14 protein-coding genes and 2 tRNA genes are annotated in these 16,576 nt (G+C 22.1%); 7 read left to right on the top strand and 9 right to left on the bottom strand.

The genetic code is table 11. The annotated features are described in order from the left end of the window. Nucleotides 1-81 precede the first annotated feature (81 nt). Both U0T64_02670 and U0T64_02675 read left to right on the top strand, forming a co-directional pair. Nucleotides 82-154 (top strand) — tRNA-Gly (locus tag U0T64_02670). Nucleotides 155-610: 456 nt separating this feature from the next. Next, nucleotides 611-1,246, top strand: coding sequence for an N-acetylmuramoyl-L-alanine amidase (locus U0T64_02675; GenBank protein ID XBC41538.1), 636 nt, complete (start codon nt 611-613; stop codon nt 1,244-1,246). Between the two features lie 158 nt (nt 1,247-1,404). On the opposite strand, the gene rpmE is transcribed toward U0T64_02675, so the two are convergent. Next, nucleotides 1,405-1,617 (bottom strand): 50S ribosomal protein L31, encoded by a 213-nt coding sequence (rpmE, locus tag U0T64_02680; protein XBC41244.1) that lies wholly within the window; start codon nt 1,615-1,617, stop codon nt 1,405-1,407. A gap of 921 nt (nt 1,618-2,538) precedes the next feature. On the opposite strand from rpmE, the gene hslV reads away from it, so the two are divergent. After that, complete coding sequence (gene hslV, locus U0T64_02685; protein XBC41245.1) at nt 2,539-3,069, top strand: ATP-dependent protease subunit HslV; 531 nt, start codon at nt 2,539-2,541, stop codon at nt 3,067-3,069. 11 nt (nt 3,070-3,080) lie between these two features. Continuing rightward, on the top strand, nt 3,081-4,415 hold the full coding sequence (gene hslU / locus U0T64_02690) for an HslU--HslV peptidase ATPase subunit (GenBank protein XBC41246.1): 1,335 nt from the start codon (nt 3,081-3,083) through the stop codon (nt 4,413-4,415). 231 nt (nt 4,416-4,646) lie between these two features. Here the strand turns inward: hslU and zapB are convergent, their stop codons facing one another. From zapB to U0T64_02705, 3 genes are all read right to left on the bottom strand, one after another. Then, a complete protein-coding gene (gene zapB, locus U0T64_02695) occupies nt 4,647-4,886 on the bottom strand; it encodes a cell division protein ZapB (protein ID XBC41247.1) in 240 nt (79 codons plus the stop codon). 328 nt (nt 4,887-5,214) lie between these two features. Further along, entirely contained in the window at nt 5,215-5,793 is a 579-nt protein-coding gene (locus U0T64_02700) for a gamma-glutamyl-gamma-aminobutyrate hydrolase family protein (GenBank protein XBC41248.1), read from the bottom strand. Further along, nucleotides 5,790-7,355: an anthranilate synthase component 1 gene (locus tag U0T64_02705; protein ID XBC41249.1), complete on the bottom strand. Its 1,566-nt coding sequence runs from the start codon at nt 7,353-7,355 to the stop codon at nt 5,790-5,792. The genes U0T64_02700 and U0T64_02705 overlap by 4 nt, the downstream gene beginning before the upstream one ends. 661 nt (nt 7,356-8,016) lie before the next feature. Here U0T64_02705 and U0T64_02710 point away from each other — a divergent pair. After that, nucleotides 8,017-8,766 carry a ferredoxin--NADP(+) reductase gene (locus U0T64_02710; GenBank protein XBC41250.1) on the top strand — a complete coding sequence of 250 codons (750 nt, stop codon included), beginning with the start codon at nt 8,017-8,019 and terminating at the stop codon, nt 8,764-8,766. Nucleotides 8,767-9,020: 254 nt separating this feature from the next. Further along, the gene (gene coaD, locus U0T64_02715) at nt 9,021-9,518 is read left to right on the top strand and encodes a pantetheine-phosphate adenylyltransferase (GenBank protein ID XBC41251.1); all 498 of its coding nucleotides are present in this window, start codon (nt 9,021-9,023) and stop codon (nt 9,516-9,518) included. Between the two features lie 188 nt (nt 9,519-9,706). On the opposite strand, the gene U0T64_02720 is transcribed toward coaD, so the two are convergent. The 4 genes from U0T64_02720 to dapF form a co-directional block, all read right to left on the bottom strand. After that, a complete protein-coding gene (locus U0T64_02720; protein XBC41252.1) occupies nt 9,707-10,897 on the bottom strand; it encodes a hypothetical protein in 1,191 nt (396 codons plus the stop codon). A gap of 813 nt (nt 10,898-11,710) precedes the next feature. Then, the gene (locus U0T64_02725) at nt 11,711-13,189 is read right to left on the bottom strand and encodes an inorganic phosphate transporter (protein XBC41253.1); all 1,479 of its coding nucleotides are present in this window, start codon (nt 13,187-13,189) and stop codon (nt 11,711-11,713) included. A 194-nt stretch (nt 13,190-13,383) separates the two neighbouring features. Further along, nucleotides 13,384-14,616 (bottom strand): MFS transporter, encoded by a 1,233-nt coding sequence (locus U0T64_02730; GenBank protein ID XBC41254.1) that lies wholly within the window; start codon nt 14,614-14,616, stop codon nt 13,384-13,386. A 233-nt stretch (nt 14,617-14,849) separates the two neighbouring features. Beyond that, on the bottom strand, nt 14,850-15,692 hold the full coding sequence (gene dapF / locus U0T64_02735) for a diaminopimelate epimerase (protein ID XBC41255.1): 843 nt from the start codon (nt 15,690-15,692) through the stop codon (nt 14,850-14,852). A gap of 195 nt (nt 15,693-15,887) precedes the next feature. On the opposite strand from dapF, the gene cyaY reads away from it, so the two are divergent. Further along, nucleotides 15,888-16,217: an iron donor protein CyaY gene (gene cyaY, locus U0T64_02740; GenBank protein ID XBC41256.1), complete on the top strand. Its 330-nt coding sequence runs from the start codon at nt 15,888-15,890 to the stop codon at nt 16,215-16,217. A 249-nt stretch (nt 16,218-16,466) separates the two neighbouring features. On the opposite strand, the gene U0T64_02745 is transcribed toward cyaY, so the two are convergent. Beyond that, nucleotides 16,467-16,540: transfer RNA gene (locus U0T64_02745), tRNA-Pro, on the bottom strand. Between the last annotated feature and the right edge of the window lie 36 nt (nt 16,541-16,576).

Here is a 16,576-nt window from a genome sequence, read left to right on the forward strand (position 1 = left end):
TGGAATATTCTTTTGCAAGATATATTATTGTGTAATTAATACTTGAATTTTTCTTAATTTTATAATAAAGTTGATGGCTATGCGGGAATAGCTCAGTTGGTAGAGCGCAACCTTGCCAAGGTTGAGGCCACGAGTTCAAATCTCGTTTCCCGCTTATCTCATAAATATGAAAACATAATATAATTTTTAATTGTATATAATTTAATTTTTAAACTAATTAAATATTCATCTAAGTTTGATTTTTAATATTTAAAAGGAAATATATGTTACGTTATTTTATGCATATACTATTTTTTTTATTTAGTTCAATTTATTTAAATATTTCTTGTTTTTCTTCAAAAATTCTAAATTTTTGTTCAATATATAAAGATAAAAAAAATATTTTTGATAAAAAAAATAAAATTTTTTTATATAACTATAATTCTTTTCATACTTTAAAAAAAAATTTCTTGCAAAAAATTTTAACAAAAAGAAAAAACAAAAAACAACTGAAATTTTTCATAATTTTATAAAAAAAAAAAATAAAAAAAAAGTTTTTCATAATTTAAAAAAAAAAATTATTATTGCTATAGATGCAGGACATGGCGGTCAAGATCCTGGTGCAATTGGAATTAATAACACTAAAGAAAAAAATATAAATTTTCTAATATCTCAAAGATTAGAAAAAAAATTGAACAATTCAAAAATATTTCAAGCAATAATGATTCGAAAAGGAAACTATTATTTATCAATTTCAAAAAGAATTGAAATATCTAAAAAAAATCATGCTAATGTTCTTATTTCTATCCATGCCAATTCGTTTAAAAATCCAAAAATCTCTGGATTTTCTATATGGATTTTGTCTAAAAAAAGAATCAAACATGAAGTCATTAATTTATCAAAAAAATACATCTTTATAAAACATAAAAAGTATAGGAAAAATATATCGTTGTTAAATGCAAAATTTAAAATTGCAAAACAATCGGGATATTTATTAGCAAAAAAAATCATTAAAGAACTTAAAAATATTAAATTATTGCATCAATCTAATCCTAAAAATGCTAGTTTCGGAATATTAAAATCTCCAGACTTTCCATCTATATTAATCGAAACAGGATTTATAAGTAATAAAAAAGACGAGAAAAAATTAAATAACAAATTTTATCAAAAAATTCTAGTAAATTCCATATACCTCGGATTAAAAAAATATTTTTTACAATATTATATACAGAACAATTCAAAGATATTTATTTTTAAAAAATATTAAAAAAATTAATTAACTAAAAACTATATATTTTTAATATTTTAAATTTATGAAAATACATTATATAAAATGAAAATTTAATTTTTATGTATTGGATAAGAATAATAAAATATCAAAAACATTTATGTATATATTATAATATTAAAACTTAAAAACTTAATTCATGTATCATTACCGATGTTAAATTTTTTATTAAATTTTTCAATACGTCCACCAGTATCTGCTAATCTCTGCTTGCCAGTATAAAAAGGATGACATTTTGAACATACATCAATACTGATATCCTTACATAAAGTAGAAAATGTTTTAATAAAATTTCCGCACGAACATATAACAGATATTTGAGAATAATTAGGATGAATACCTTTTTTCATAAATCCTTCTAATTTTAAATTAAAATAAAATTTGCACATAATCATAAAAATATTAATAAATATTTTATTTGCGTTATAAAAGACTTAAAACATATAAAAACAAATTTCAAAATAAATACATTGTTAATATATTTCAATTTTAAAATATATTAATTTACACTATTTCCTTAAAAAAAACTATTCAATATTTTTAAGAATGTAAAAATCAATCAATATACACTCTTTAAAATAACTGTCAAAATATCTTGTTTAAAATAAATGTTATTTTTATAAAATATTTATGTTTTTAGATTTAAAAAAACAAAAATATTATATTAAAATATGTTATTAAAAATAATAATATCTCGATGTATTACTTCACTAAAATTTACCACAATATTATATGTTTCATATATGATATAAATTAATATTATTTTCTAATAACATACCTTTATGCAATATTTATTTAACAATATTGAATACTTTATAATAAAAAAATCACAACTCTCAAGAATATTGATAATTTCAACAGATTTAAAATAAATATTTTCAAAATGTAAAATAAAAATTTACGTTACATATTAAAAATATATAATATAATTCTAATTTAAAAAAAACAATTTATTTTTTTATTGCTTACCACCATAAAACTATTTAAAAAAATTTTTAAAATGATATTTTTCTTAGTGTACTAAGTACGTAAATGTTACATTATATTCATATTAATTTAATTTTTTAAAAATTAATAAATTTTATTTTTTAAAAAATTATATATAACATAAATATTAAAATTTATATAAGTAATATTTGCATTTTTTAAAATTATTACTAAATATAATTCAAACATAATACTAAATAACATCTACAAAACATCTAAAAACAACTAACATATTATCTTTAATATTGAAAAAATTATTATACTTCACACGAGGGTTATATTTTATGACGACAATTCTTAGTGTACGATTAAAAAAACAAGTAGTCATTGGAGGAGATGGTCAAGCAACATTAGGTAATACTATCATGAAAAGTAACGTAAAAAAAGTAAGAATGTTATATCATGACAAAGTTATAGCAGGATTTGCTGGAAGTACAGCAGATGCATTTACATTGTTTGAATTATTTGAAAAAAAATTATTAATGTATCAAGGCCACTTGCAACGAGCAGCTATAGAACTCGCAAAAGATTGGCGAACTGATAAAATATTACGCAAACTTGAAGCATTATTAGCAGTAGCAGATAAAGGAAAATCGTTCATTATAACTGGAAATGGAGATGTAATTCAACCAGAAAATGATCTTATGGCTATCGGATCAGGTGGACCTTATGCACAAGCAGCAGCACAAGCAATGTTAGAAAATACTTCTCTGAATGCAAGACAAATCGTAGAAGCAGCACTTAAAATTACTTCTAAAATTTGTATATATACTAATAATGTATTTACAATTAAAGAACTAACTTCAAAAAAGTAAGGACGATTTTTATGTCAAACATGACTCCTCGCGAAATAGTGAAAGAACTTAATCGATTCATAATCGGCCAAGAAAAAGCAAAACGCGCAGTAGCTATTGCTTTACGAAATCGCTGGCGTCGTATGAAACTTAATAAAGAGCTGAGACACGAAATAACACCAAAAAACATTCTTATGATTGGACCAACTGGAGTAGGAAAAACAGAAATCGCAAGACGCTTAGCAACATTAGCTCATGCTCCTTTTATTAAAGTAGAAGCTACAAAATTTACAGAAATAGGGTATGTAGGTAAAGAAGTTGACTCAATTATTAGGGATTTAACAGACCTATCTATAAAAATGATACGGAAACAATCTTTTAAAAAAAATAAAGAACAAGCAAAAGAAATAGCTGAAGAAAGAATTTTAAACGTTTTAGTTCCCACTATTGAAAAAAACTGGAAAGATTCAGAAAAATCTAATCAACCTATCGCTGCTATGCAACTATTTAGAAAAAAATTACGAGAAGGAAAATTAGATGAAAAAGAAATCGAAATTAATATTGCTTCTACACCTATGGGCGTAGAAATTATGGCTCCACCTGGAATGGAAGAATTAACTAATCAATTACAATCATTATTTCAAAATTTAGGAGGAAGAAAAAAAAACATTAGAAAATTAAAAATTAAAGATGCTATGAAATTATTAATAGAAGAAGAATCTATTAAATTAATTAATTCTGAAGTACTCAAAAAAGAAGCTATATACGCCGTAGAACAACATGGAATTGTATTTATTGATGAAATAGATAAAATATGTAAAAATAGAAATGCAACTGGTCCAGATATTTCACGCGAAGGAGTACAACGCGATTTATTGCCATTAATTGAAGGATGTACTATTTCTACTAAACATGGAATGGTAAAAACTGATCATATTTTATTTATCGCATCAGGTGCGTTCCAAATTTCTACTCCTTCAGATTTAATTCCTGAATTACAAGGCCGTCTTCCAATTAGAGTAGAATTGCAAGCATTAACGATTGATGATTTCGAGCTAATTTTAACAGAACCTAAAGCATCAATCACCGTACAATATAAAGCTTTATTACAAACAGAAAAAGTTAAAATAAACTTTACTAAAGAAGGTATTCGATATATTGCTGAAATAGCATGGAAAGTTAACGAATCTATAGAAAATATTGGAGCTCGCCGATTGTATACTGTATTAGAACACCTTATGGAAGATATTTCATTTAGTGCTAGTGAAAATAAAAACGAATTAACAATCAATATAAACGAAAAATATGTTCGTGAACGATTAGACAATTTAGTTTTAAATAATGATTTAAATCGATTTATTTTATAAAATTTTTTCAAATTTAATGATTTTATGATTACATAAAACAAACTTCTTTCCTATCTTAATGCAAAGATAGGAAAGTTATTATACTAATATCAGATTTATATTTATAAAAATTTTATGTCATATTGTAATTTTTTATAAAACTTTTATATGTACAAAATACAATTAGCTAAATTATTACGATTGTTTTACAATAAATTATATTAATATAAAATACATTAATTAAAGAAGCTATTATATACTATTCATTTTATTTAATAATCCATTTAACATATCTTTCCAAGCATTCTTTTCTTCTTGTAACTTTTTATTTTCTTCTTTTATTTGTGTTACATTTAATAATATTGAATTAATTTCTTGTTTTCGATCATCATTCTTTTTTTTAAGTTCTTTCAATTCTATTTGTAATAGTAAAATAGTATCAACAGCTTGTTGTATTTTTTCTTCCAATTTAGAAAATACTTCAAAAATCATTAATTTATTTCCTTATTACATATTAATGTATTATAAAAAGTTCTTATTTATTATTTGGAATAAATATTTTAAATTAAAAAATTAATAACATTAAAATTTCTCATTATGAATTTGAAACGTTCCTTTTATTATAAAAAAATTTTTTATAAATTAATATTAACATAGATAGTTAACTTTAATTATTAATATAATTCGCTTTAAATAAAATATTTAAATAAAGTTTAAAAAATATCTAACATAATTAAATTATGTAAAATATTAAATATTAAGTACATATACGACTTTTATTACTAATTAAAAGTTAAAATTTATCCCTAAAATATTTAATTTATTTTGAAATCCAATCCATAACATTTTTTAAAAGTTCTGTACCTCGAGTAGTTAATATAGATTCAGGATGAAATTGAAAACCGCATACTTTTTCTTTATTATTCCGAACTGCCATTACCATATTATTGTAATACGCATTAATAGTTAATTCATCAGGAATATTACTACAAACAAGAGAATGATATCTTGCTACAGGAAGGGGGTTAGGCATATTATAAAACATAGCTTTTTTATCATGATTAATCAAAGAACTTTTCCCATGTAATATTTCCCCGGAATATTTCACATCTCCTCCATACAGTTTCACAATTGCTTGATGACCTAAACAAATTCCAATAATAGGAATTCTCCCTTTCACTAATTTTAGCAATTTTGGCATACAACCTGCATTATCAGGATTTCCTGGACCAGGAGATAATACTAAAATAGGATTATGCATTTTAGAAATTTTTTTTAAAATTGTTTCAATCGAAACTGTATTGCGATAAATAAAAACTTTATAATCATTAATCCGAAATTGATCTACTAAATTATAGGTAAATGAATCAATATTATCTAATAAAAGTATATCATTCATAACATATGCTCTAAAGAACAAAAATGTGATTCTGCAATAGCTTGTAAAACTGCTTTAGCTTTATTTTTACTTTCATCTACTTCTAAATGAGGGATGGAATCTAAAACTATTCCTGCTCCTACTTGAACAGTAGCAATATTATTTTCAACATATGCTGATCTAATTACAATACACATATCTAATGATCCAGATTCAGTAAAATATCCTATAGATCCCCCATAACTACCTCGTTTTTCTTGCTCTATACTAGCAATTAATTGCATAGCTCTAACTTTAGGAGCACCACTCAATGTTCCCATATTCATACACGCCTGATATGCATGAAATATATCTAAATTAGACTTTAATTTTCCTACTATTCTTGATACTAAATGCATAACATGAGAATATTTATCGACTTGTGTTAAATTCGCTACATAGCGAGTACCAGGATCACAAATTTTAGCTAAATCATTCCTAGCTAAATCAACTAACATTAGATGTTCAGCTAATTCTTTATGGTTTGTTCTCATTTCTAATTCTATCCTAGAATCTAAATCTAAATCTATAGACCCATCTTTTTTTCTTCCTCTTGGTCTCGTACCTGCAATAGGATAAATTTCAATTTGTCTAGATAATGTATCATATTTTAAAGAACTTTCTGGAGAAGCTCCAAATAAAGTAAAAGATGCATCTTGCATGAAAAACATGTACGGACTGGGATTATTTTTTTTTAAAACATCATAAGCAGCCAACGAATTAACACATGGTAAATAAAATTTCCTAGAAGGAACAACTTGGAAAACTTCTCCAATTAATATTGATTTTTGTATTTGTATAATAATATCTTGATATTCTTTGTCAGTTTTGTTACATTTTAGTACCATATTTTCCAACTTCGTAGCGTTAATCGGACGAAGTATCTGTGATAATTTTTTTTTTATTTTTAATAATTTAAATTTTAATTTATCCCTTTCTAATATATCAGAAGAAAATAAATTCGCTTGTATACAACAAGTCTTTTTTTTATGATCTAATATTAATAAAATTTCAGATAAATAAAAACAAAAATCAGGACAAGATTGAGTAGAGTTTAATTGCGGCAAATTTTCAAAACTAGAAACTAAATCATATGCAAATAATCCACCAAAAAACATAGATTTAAAAACTTTATTTTTTTTAATACTGTGTATTAATGAACGTATTGAATCAAATATAGATAATTTATGTAATTTTTTATCTTCATCTGTATCTTTTAAATTTTTATAAAACTCAAGTTTTAAACTATTCTCAAATGAGAATATTTTAACTCCCTTGGGTAAAAAAGATATAAAATTTTTTAATAAACTTTTTCCATTTTTTGTTAATGCTTCTAATATAACAATATGATTTAATGCAGAAATACGCAGTGCAGAATCTATAATCATCATACTTTTTAAATTACGTTTCTTATTAATTTCCGCTGATTCTAAAAGCAAAGTATTACTTTTTTTGTGACACATATGATGAAAGATGGCTGTTGGATTAGGTTGATAACATGCTTCAACTTCTAAAATATCTATTCCTTGAAAATGTTTATTCATTTAATCTCATTCCAAATTTTAATTTTTAATAAAAAATTATAAAAACTTTTATATTGAATGTTTTATAATACTAATATAAAAATACTTTTTATATACCATCATAATATATAACTCGTTTAAAATTTTAATATAAAGAAATAATTATTTTAATATTTTAGATATTCTGAAATTATAATATAAAATTCTAATTATTTTAATACACTAAAATAAATTAAAAATTAGAAGATATATTAAAATAAAAATAAATATTTTTTTATATTAAAACATTTAAATAAAAATTTTTACTGCTATTATTTAATCAAAAAAATCAATTATAATTAATATTATGAATATATAATTTTTTTATTTTTTTAAATTATTTAGATAGGTATTTTAAAAATTATTAAAATATATTTTATTTTAAGACGATAAAATATAAGATAATAAGTAACTTAAATTCATATTTTTTTTAATGTAATGAATTTTATATATTTCATTAAATATCATTTATTTTCATTAATCACATTAATATTATAAGGAATGAACTTTTGTAAAAGTATAATTTTACTTTTGATAATAAATTTCATATTTATTACTTTTTATAAGAAATTTTTATAGCTTTTGAATAAAAAATAAAATTTTTAAAATAATCTGTTAAAATTTAAAAAAGAGGATATCAATAGTGAATGATTGGACTACAGCAAAAATAATAAAAATTAAAAAATGGAAAAACAATTTATTTAGTATAATCCTAAATGCATCTATTAATCCATTTATTCCTGGGCAATTTTCACGACTATCATATTTAAATAAAAATGGAGAACGTATTCAACGAGCATACTCATATATTAATGCACCAAGCAATCAAAATTTAGAATTTTATATAGTATTAATACCAAACGGACAATTAACTCCAACATTATATAATTTATCAAATCAAGATAGAATAATGATAAAAAAAATAGCTTCCGGATTTTTTACATTAAATGAAATTCCTTCATGTAAAAATTTATGGATGTATGCTACTGGAACAGGAATTGGGCCTTATTTATCCATACTACAGAGTAAAGAAAATACTGATAAATTCGAAAATATTATACTTGTACACGCAGTTCGATATTGTGATGACCTAGTATATCTTCCATTAATAAAAAAACTAAAAGATGAATATCAAGGAAAATTATATATACAAATTATTATTAGTCGAGAATTTACAAAATTTTCACTATACGGAAGAATTCCAGAATTACTAAAAAATAATATTCTTGAAAAAAAAATAGGAATTAAAATTAAAAAACATACATGTCATGTTATGTTGTGTGGAAATCCAAACATGGTTCGAAATACACAAAAATTTTTAATTGAAGAAAGAAATTTAAATAAAAATTTTCGAAAAAAACCTGGTCAAATAACTAGTGAAAACTATTGGTAAAATTTATTTTATAATAAATACAATAAATTAATTTATTTATTTATTTTTTAATTATGAAAAATTTAATAATTATTGAAAAATCTAATGTTTATGACTAATCACATTATATAAATAACTTACTTTGACACTAATCATTTCGAAAATATAAATTTTAATATAATTTACTTACCAATATATGCTCTATTCAATATATAAATGTAAAAATTAAGATATATTTATATTAATTATATAAATAAAGCTGTGAAAATATTCTCATGAAAAAAATAGCTATTTATCCTGGTACATTTGATCCAATTACATACGGTCACTTAAATATTATCACTAGAGCAATGAAAATATTTAATATTATTATTATTGCTATTTTCAATAATTCTGATAAAAAAACATTATTTAATATACAAGAAAGAAAAAAATTAGTAGAAATAACTACTAAACATTTTAAATCTGTTGAAAAAGTAATTAATTTTAATAATTTATTAGTTAATATTGCTAAAAAAGAAAATGCAAATTATGTTATTCGCGGAATACGATCATCTTTAGATTGTGAATATGAGATAAATATGTTTCGTGCAAATAAAGTACTATATCCTAAATTAGAACACATGTTATTTTTTTCATCACTTGAATACTCTTGTATTTCTTCTACATTAGTAAAAGAAATCTCTAAATATAACGGTGATGTAAAAAAATATGTTCCAAAATCAGTATATCATGCTTTATTAAAAAAATATAAAAATATTAAAAATTATTAATATTATGAAAAACATTTAATTTGATGATTTTGTTCTATCAATATAAAAAATGAAGTATATAAATAAAAATTTATATACTCCACAAACTTTTACAAAATATTAAATTAAGGAAAATATAATATATTCTATTGAATTTTATATTTTATATATTTTACTTTTTAAAAAATATCTTTAAAATTTCCAACTTGTTACATTAAAAAGTATACATATTCTATATTTGGAATTTTATCCTTAGAAAGGATCATTGATGCTTGTATTCCATATGAATCATATTTTTTTCCATCAACTTCATAATTTGAATGTAACTTTGATTTGCTAGTAGCAACAAGTTGAAATTTTCCATCGTTCAATTCATCTACTACATAAGATATATTTACATCTTTTAATTTTAAATTAGCTAATTCTGGACGTTGCGAAAATAATTCAATATACGGCTGAGCAAACAAATCTTGGTTTGCATACGAAGAAACTAATTGTCTTGATTCTAAATTTGGTAATACTTTCTTAAAATCATTCAACATATCTTCTGGAGATAACTTAGAAACTTGTTGTCCATTAACCTGTAATACAGAATTTTCTCCTTCGAAAAGAAAATTATTATCTAATTTTATAGTATGTCTTAATTCATTGAAATGACTCTGAAATCTTTTTCCAGGAGGTATTTGAGAACTACTGTCATTCAGTTTATTTAAAGGATACCAATAAGGTTTTTTAAAATCCTTATTTTCTATTTGTTCATCTTGATTATCTTGAGGCTGAACAATTTCATTAGATGTAATCGCATTTTCAGGTTGAACATTAGAACTGTCATCTGAATTTGAAGTAATACTATTGTACCAACCAGTAACAGTCGAAACAACACTTTTTCCAATATCCATAGAAGTATTAAATACAGATTCTCCTGCATTTTTAACAAAACCTACAGTAGAATTAAACATTACTTCTCCTGTATCATAAATTGATGCACAAGTATCTGAAGTTGTATTTAATACAGAATCGAAGAAACTTACTAAAGGAGTAAAGTTAAACTGTGGCAAATCTTGCAAAGCAAATGACGGTAATTTATCTTTAAAAAAAGTATAAGTAGGAATGAAATATGATGAAAAATTTTTTATTTGATTTATTCTATCTACATCCTCTGTCGTTAATGAAAAATTATCATTGATAACAGGTCCCACCTGAAAATCTATAACTTGATTATTAGGAAAATCAGGATATACAACACTTAAATTGTCTTTAGACATAGAATATCGAATTTTATTTCTTTCATCAGAAGATAAAACATCGTCTTCGTTTTTATTTTGTGAAATATCTTGAGGGATTATTTGTTTATTTACATCTACAAGTTGTACACCATCTACAACTGACATTGATGACATAATATTGCGTCCTCTATTTTTCGTTAATTCTTTTTACTTTAATTCTATTATTTAGTCAAGTTTTATAATTCATTTTGTTAAAAAATATTTTAAGCTTATAAAAAATTAAATGTTTTTAAAATATTAACTGTCTTTAAAGACAATACTAAAATATCACATTAAACAACATATTTTAATCAATTTATGCAAATATGTTTTATTTTATAGAAACATTTTAAATGAATTTATTTATTTAAAAAAAATTTATGGTTTTCAAGAAAGATATTCTAAAATTCATAATAAATACATTAAATGAAAAATAAAATTTTTAAAATTTTCGAAATTATTGAAATTTATATTATTATGTATTTATTTTAATTATATAAATAACTAGATTTTTTATGAAATATATACAAAATAATGAAATATATAAAATTTCATGAAATTCTAAAATTAATTTAAATATAAAATGAATTTATATTCTCTTATATTCTAGTTAATAATCTTTTCTTATTTTATACTACATAAATAAACATTTTATAATTTTATTTAAATTATATTGCAACCTTACTTTACCATATTTTTTATAATACTATCATATTTTTAAATAAAACAATAAAGTTTAATAATTAAAAAACTGTTATACAAAACAATTAAATAAATTCCTTATAATAATTTTACAAAAAATATGAAATTGTTATACAAAAATATTTATTATAAATATTAAATTTTATATATTTGAAAAAATTTAAAATTTTTAAAAAATATTATTTAAAATTAACAAACAAATAATCTTATTTTTATAAAAATTCATTCAAATTTATGTTATTTACCCTAATAAATCAATTTTAAACTAACCCAATAAAAAAAACTAGATAAAATAATAGAAACAGGAAATGTTAATATCCAAGCGATAATTATATTTTTTATAGTACGTGTCTGTATACCCTCTCCGTCAATCAAAATAGCACCTGTAATAGAAGATGAAATAATATGAGTAGTAGATACTGGAACACCTGTATAGCTAGCAGTTCCTATGGAAATAGCAGCTGTTAATTGAGATGATATAGCTTGTATATAAGTTATATCTTTTTTTCCAATTTTCTCTCCAAATGTTGTTACTATTCTTTTCCAGCCTATCAACGTACCAAGAGACAAAGAAAGTGCTACTAATACAATAATCCAAATTGGTGCGTATTCAATAGAAGATGATAAATTTTTTTTTAAATCATTTAAAAAATGTTTATCGTAAGATGTAATATTAGAATGTGAATTAATTATATCTATAAATTCAGTAATAACTAGTAATGATTGACGTAATTTATAACGTTGATCAACATTTAGTTCTTTATAATTCATTATATCTTTTAACGATTTATATGAATTATCCAAAATAAATAAAATTTTTTCATCTACAAATTTTAAATGTTTAACTAGATCTATGTTATTTATATAATTTTTTATAATATTAGTGCTATTTTTTAAATACGATTTGTTATGTATATAATATTGTTGAAAATCAAAAATAGAATATTTAACTTTATTAATATCATATTGAGTAGTATTTAAATTAATAAAATATCCTGAAGGAAAAATACATATTAAAGCTAACATAATTAATCCAATCCCTTTTTGGCCATCATTAGCCCCATGTGAATAACTAACTCCCATAGAAGACAAAATTAATATCAATTTAACTAAAAAAGGAGGACGAATGTTTTTTTTATTTTTTACATTTGCATTAATACAATAATCTTTTTTATTATTCTTTAAAAAAAATTTTAAAACAATAGCTAAAAAACCAGCAAGTATTAACCCTACAAGAGGAGAAATAATTAAAGATAGAAATACATTTAATAATTTATTAAAATTAAACACATCAACTATTGACAAATTATTACTTAAAGCATAAGTAATATTAATTCCAATGATAGCTCCAATTAATGTATGAGAACTAGAAGTAGGTAAACCTAGAATCCATGTACATAAATTCCATAACATTGCAGCAAATAGCATAGAAAAAATAGCTTTCAAGCTATATAGTGAATTAATATTCAGAAGCAAATCAATAGGAAGAAGATGTACAATAGCGTAAGCTACACTTAATCCTCCAAACATAACTCCAAAAAAGTTAAATATTCCTGAAGTTATAACAGCTAATTCTGATCTAAGTGTATGAGTACAAATCACAGTAGCTATAGCATTAGCAGAATCATGAAAACCATTAATTACTTCATATAATAAAATCATTAAAAAAGCAATAATAATCAAAAAAGTATCATCATAACTTAAGTAGGCAGAAAAATGCGACATAACATTAAAACCACTATAAAATATGAATTTTATTTATTATCTTTAAAAACTAGATAAAAAAAAGATATAATATTCTAGTCGTTATACATATTTAAGTTCAACAAAATTTTAAAAGAATCGCTATATAATAGATAATAAAATGATTTAAAAACATTTAAAAATTAAAAATTTCAAAAAATAAAAAGAATACTATTCTAAAAGTTGTTTTTTTTATTTTTTGAAATCAAATTATTTAATTGAATTACTAATATTATTCCAATAAGCAGAATTATTATTAAAAATATTGAAATTCCTAACCACTTTTGAAAAATCCAAAAAAATCCGCCTATTGTTCCTAAAACACTAGATCCTAAATAATATGAAAATAAATAAATAGATGAAATATAACCTTGACCATTTTTAGAATACAAACCTATCCATGTACTAATAATTGAATGCGCTGAAAAAAATCCAGCTGAGAATAAAAACAAACCTAAAAAAATTAATATTATTTTATTTTCTTCTGAAATAATAATACCAAAAATCATTAATATCACGGATATCAATAAAACCATACTTTTTTTATATTTTTTAATAAGAATACCTGCTTTTGGCGAACTATATACACCTACTAAGTAAATTACAGATAATGTACTTATAATGTCTTGACTTAAAAAAAATGGATATGATAATAATCTATATCCAATATAGTTAAAAACTGTAATAAAACTTCCCATTAAAATAAATCCCATGGCAAATAACTTAGATAAAACAGGATGTTTCCATGGCAAAAAAAATCTAAAAAAAATTTTTTTAGGATGTAAAGAAATAGAATGAAAATTTCTCGAATTTGGAAGTAAAAATAAAAACAATATTGAAAGAAAAAAAGATAAAAAACTGATCCATTTTAAAACTATTTTCCAAGATATATTTTGTACCAATACACTACTTAAAAATCTTCCAAAGAAACCACCAATAGTATTTCCGCTAATATACAATCCCATAGATAGTGATAAATCATTTGGATTCACTTCTTCACTAAGATATGTCATAGCAATTGCTGTCACTCCACTTAATGCCAAACCTGTGAGTGATCTCATTAATATAATACCTGTCCAAGTATTCATTTCAGAACACAAAAAAGTTAAAACAGCTGCTAATAGTAAAGAACTAGCCATAACTTTTTTTCTTCCTATTTTATCTGACAGTGGACCTGTAAATAACATTCCTATTGCCATCATAGCAGTGGATGAAGACAAAGACAAACTACTTTCAGCAGGAGTTAAAAAAAAACTTTTTGAGAAAACAAATAAAATAGGTTGAACACAATATAAAATAGAAAAAGTTGAAAAACCAGCTAAAAATAATCCAATTGTCATTTTAAAAAAATTTTCCGTACCTTTTTTTATATATTTTTTTTTGTTCTCTATATCTTTTTTTAATTGCACATTTATATACCTAAATAAGAAGTTTTTTATCAGCTAATCTTTCAATAAAAATATATTTTTAAACAATATATGTAATTTAATATTTTAAGTATTCTTATGTTAAAAAGATTTTATTAATATCCTAAATTTTTTATAAAAATATTGTTAAAAATACAAAATAGCCATATTAAAATATGAAATATAAATTTTTATTTTTAAATAACTTACGGAATAAAAAATTAAAATACTAAATATTATATATAAAAATATCCATTATAAACATGTGTAGCCGAACCAATCATATATAATTTATTCAAATTTCCATTCCAATTAATTGTTAACTTTCCACCTAATAATTCTACAGTTACTTTATTCGACAACATATTATTTTTAATTCCAATTGCAACGGCTGCACAAGCACCACTACCACATGATCTAGTTTCTCCAACACCTCTTTCGTACACTCGAAGAACAATATATTTTTCGGAAATAATTTCCATAAAAATTACATTTACTCCATTAGGAAATAATTTATGTGTACTCAATATAGATCCGATTTTTTTTACTGGATATTGTTTTACATTATTTGTAATTATAACACAATGGGGATTTCCCATAGAAACCACAGAATACTTTATAAGTTTTTTTAAAATAAATATAGAATAATATTCTTTAGAAATAGTATTTAAATAAGGAATATATTTTGGATTAAAATTCGGAACTCCCATATCTACACAAATATTCCCATCTTGTAATAAATTTAAAACAATAATTCTATTTTTAGTACTTACATAAATGACTTTTTTTTTCGTATAATTGTTTAAACTTAAAAAAACCGCTAAACATCTTGCTCCATTTCCACATTGAAATACTTCTAATCCATTTGCATTGAAAATTCTATAATGAAAATCAATGTTTTTCATTTTTGAACGTTCTATAAGTAACAATTGATCAAAACCAATACCAGTATATCTATTTGATAAATATCTTATTATTTCAGGTTTTAAAAAAATATCGTTTTTTGTATTGTCCAGAATTATAAAATCATTTTCTAAACCATGCATTTTAGAAAACTTTATTTTTTTTTTAACTAACATTTTAATTACTTAATTTTTTTATAACATAATAAATTATACTATTTTAAAATAAAAATTCAATTATGATACTTATATATCATTCTTTAAAATATCATTCTTATAATTAAAAAATTTAATTCAGGATTTTTCTTGCATACTTTTTACCAAAATATTATTGTTATATAATTAAAAATAATATACTTATTTGAAATAAATATGATGAAAAATTTTGAGTTTTGTAATTTATCTGAAAAACTATTTCTTTTAGTCGAAAAAAATATTGAACGATGTTGTACTAACTTAGATGTTGATTGCGAAATACATCATAATATGATTGTAATAACTTTTGAAAATAAAAGTAAAATAATTATCAATCAAAAAGAAAATATCCATCAAATCTGGTTAGCTACTAAAAAATTCGGATATCATTTTAAATATAAAAAAAATAAATGGATCTGTATACGCACTAAACAGACATTTTGGAAAATTTTAGAACAATCATTTTTAGAACAATCTAATTCGGTAATACATTTTAAATATTTTTAAAAATATAAGCAATTTAATTGTTTAATTATTCTTATATTAAAAATATTATATTGATATTTCGAACGTTTTACAAAAATATTTAATAGAAATATTCATTTTTAAAAAAAAAATATTTTTAAAATACATAAAAATATATAAATTTTAAAAATATATTATAGACCCTATGAACTATATAAAAAAAATACTATAAAAAATAATTTAAATTTTTCAATAATTTATAAAAAATAAAAACATGCTTTATGAAAAATTTCGGTGAGAGAGGATTTGAACCTCTGACCTACTGGTCCCAAACCAGTTGCGCTACCAAGCTGCGCTACTCACCGATATTATATATTTAAGAATTTATTATAAACAAATAT

Origin of the sequence: Buchnera aphidicola (Nurudea yanoniella), from assembly GCA_039829995.1 — a bacterium.
GTDB lineage: Bacteria > Pseudomonadota > Gammaproteobacteria > Enterobacterales > Enterobacteriaceae > Buchnera_B > Buchnera_B aphidicola_AV.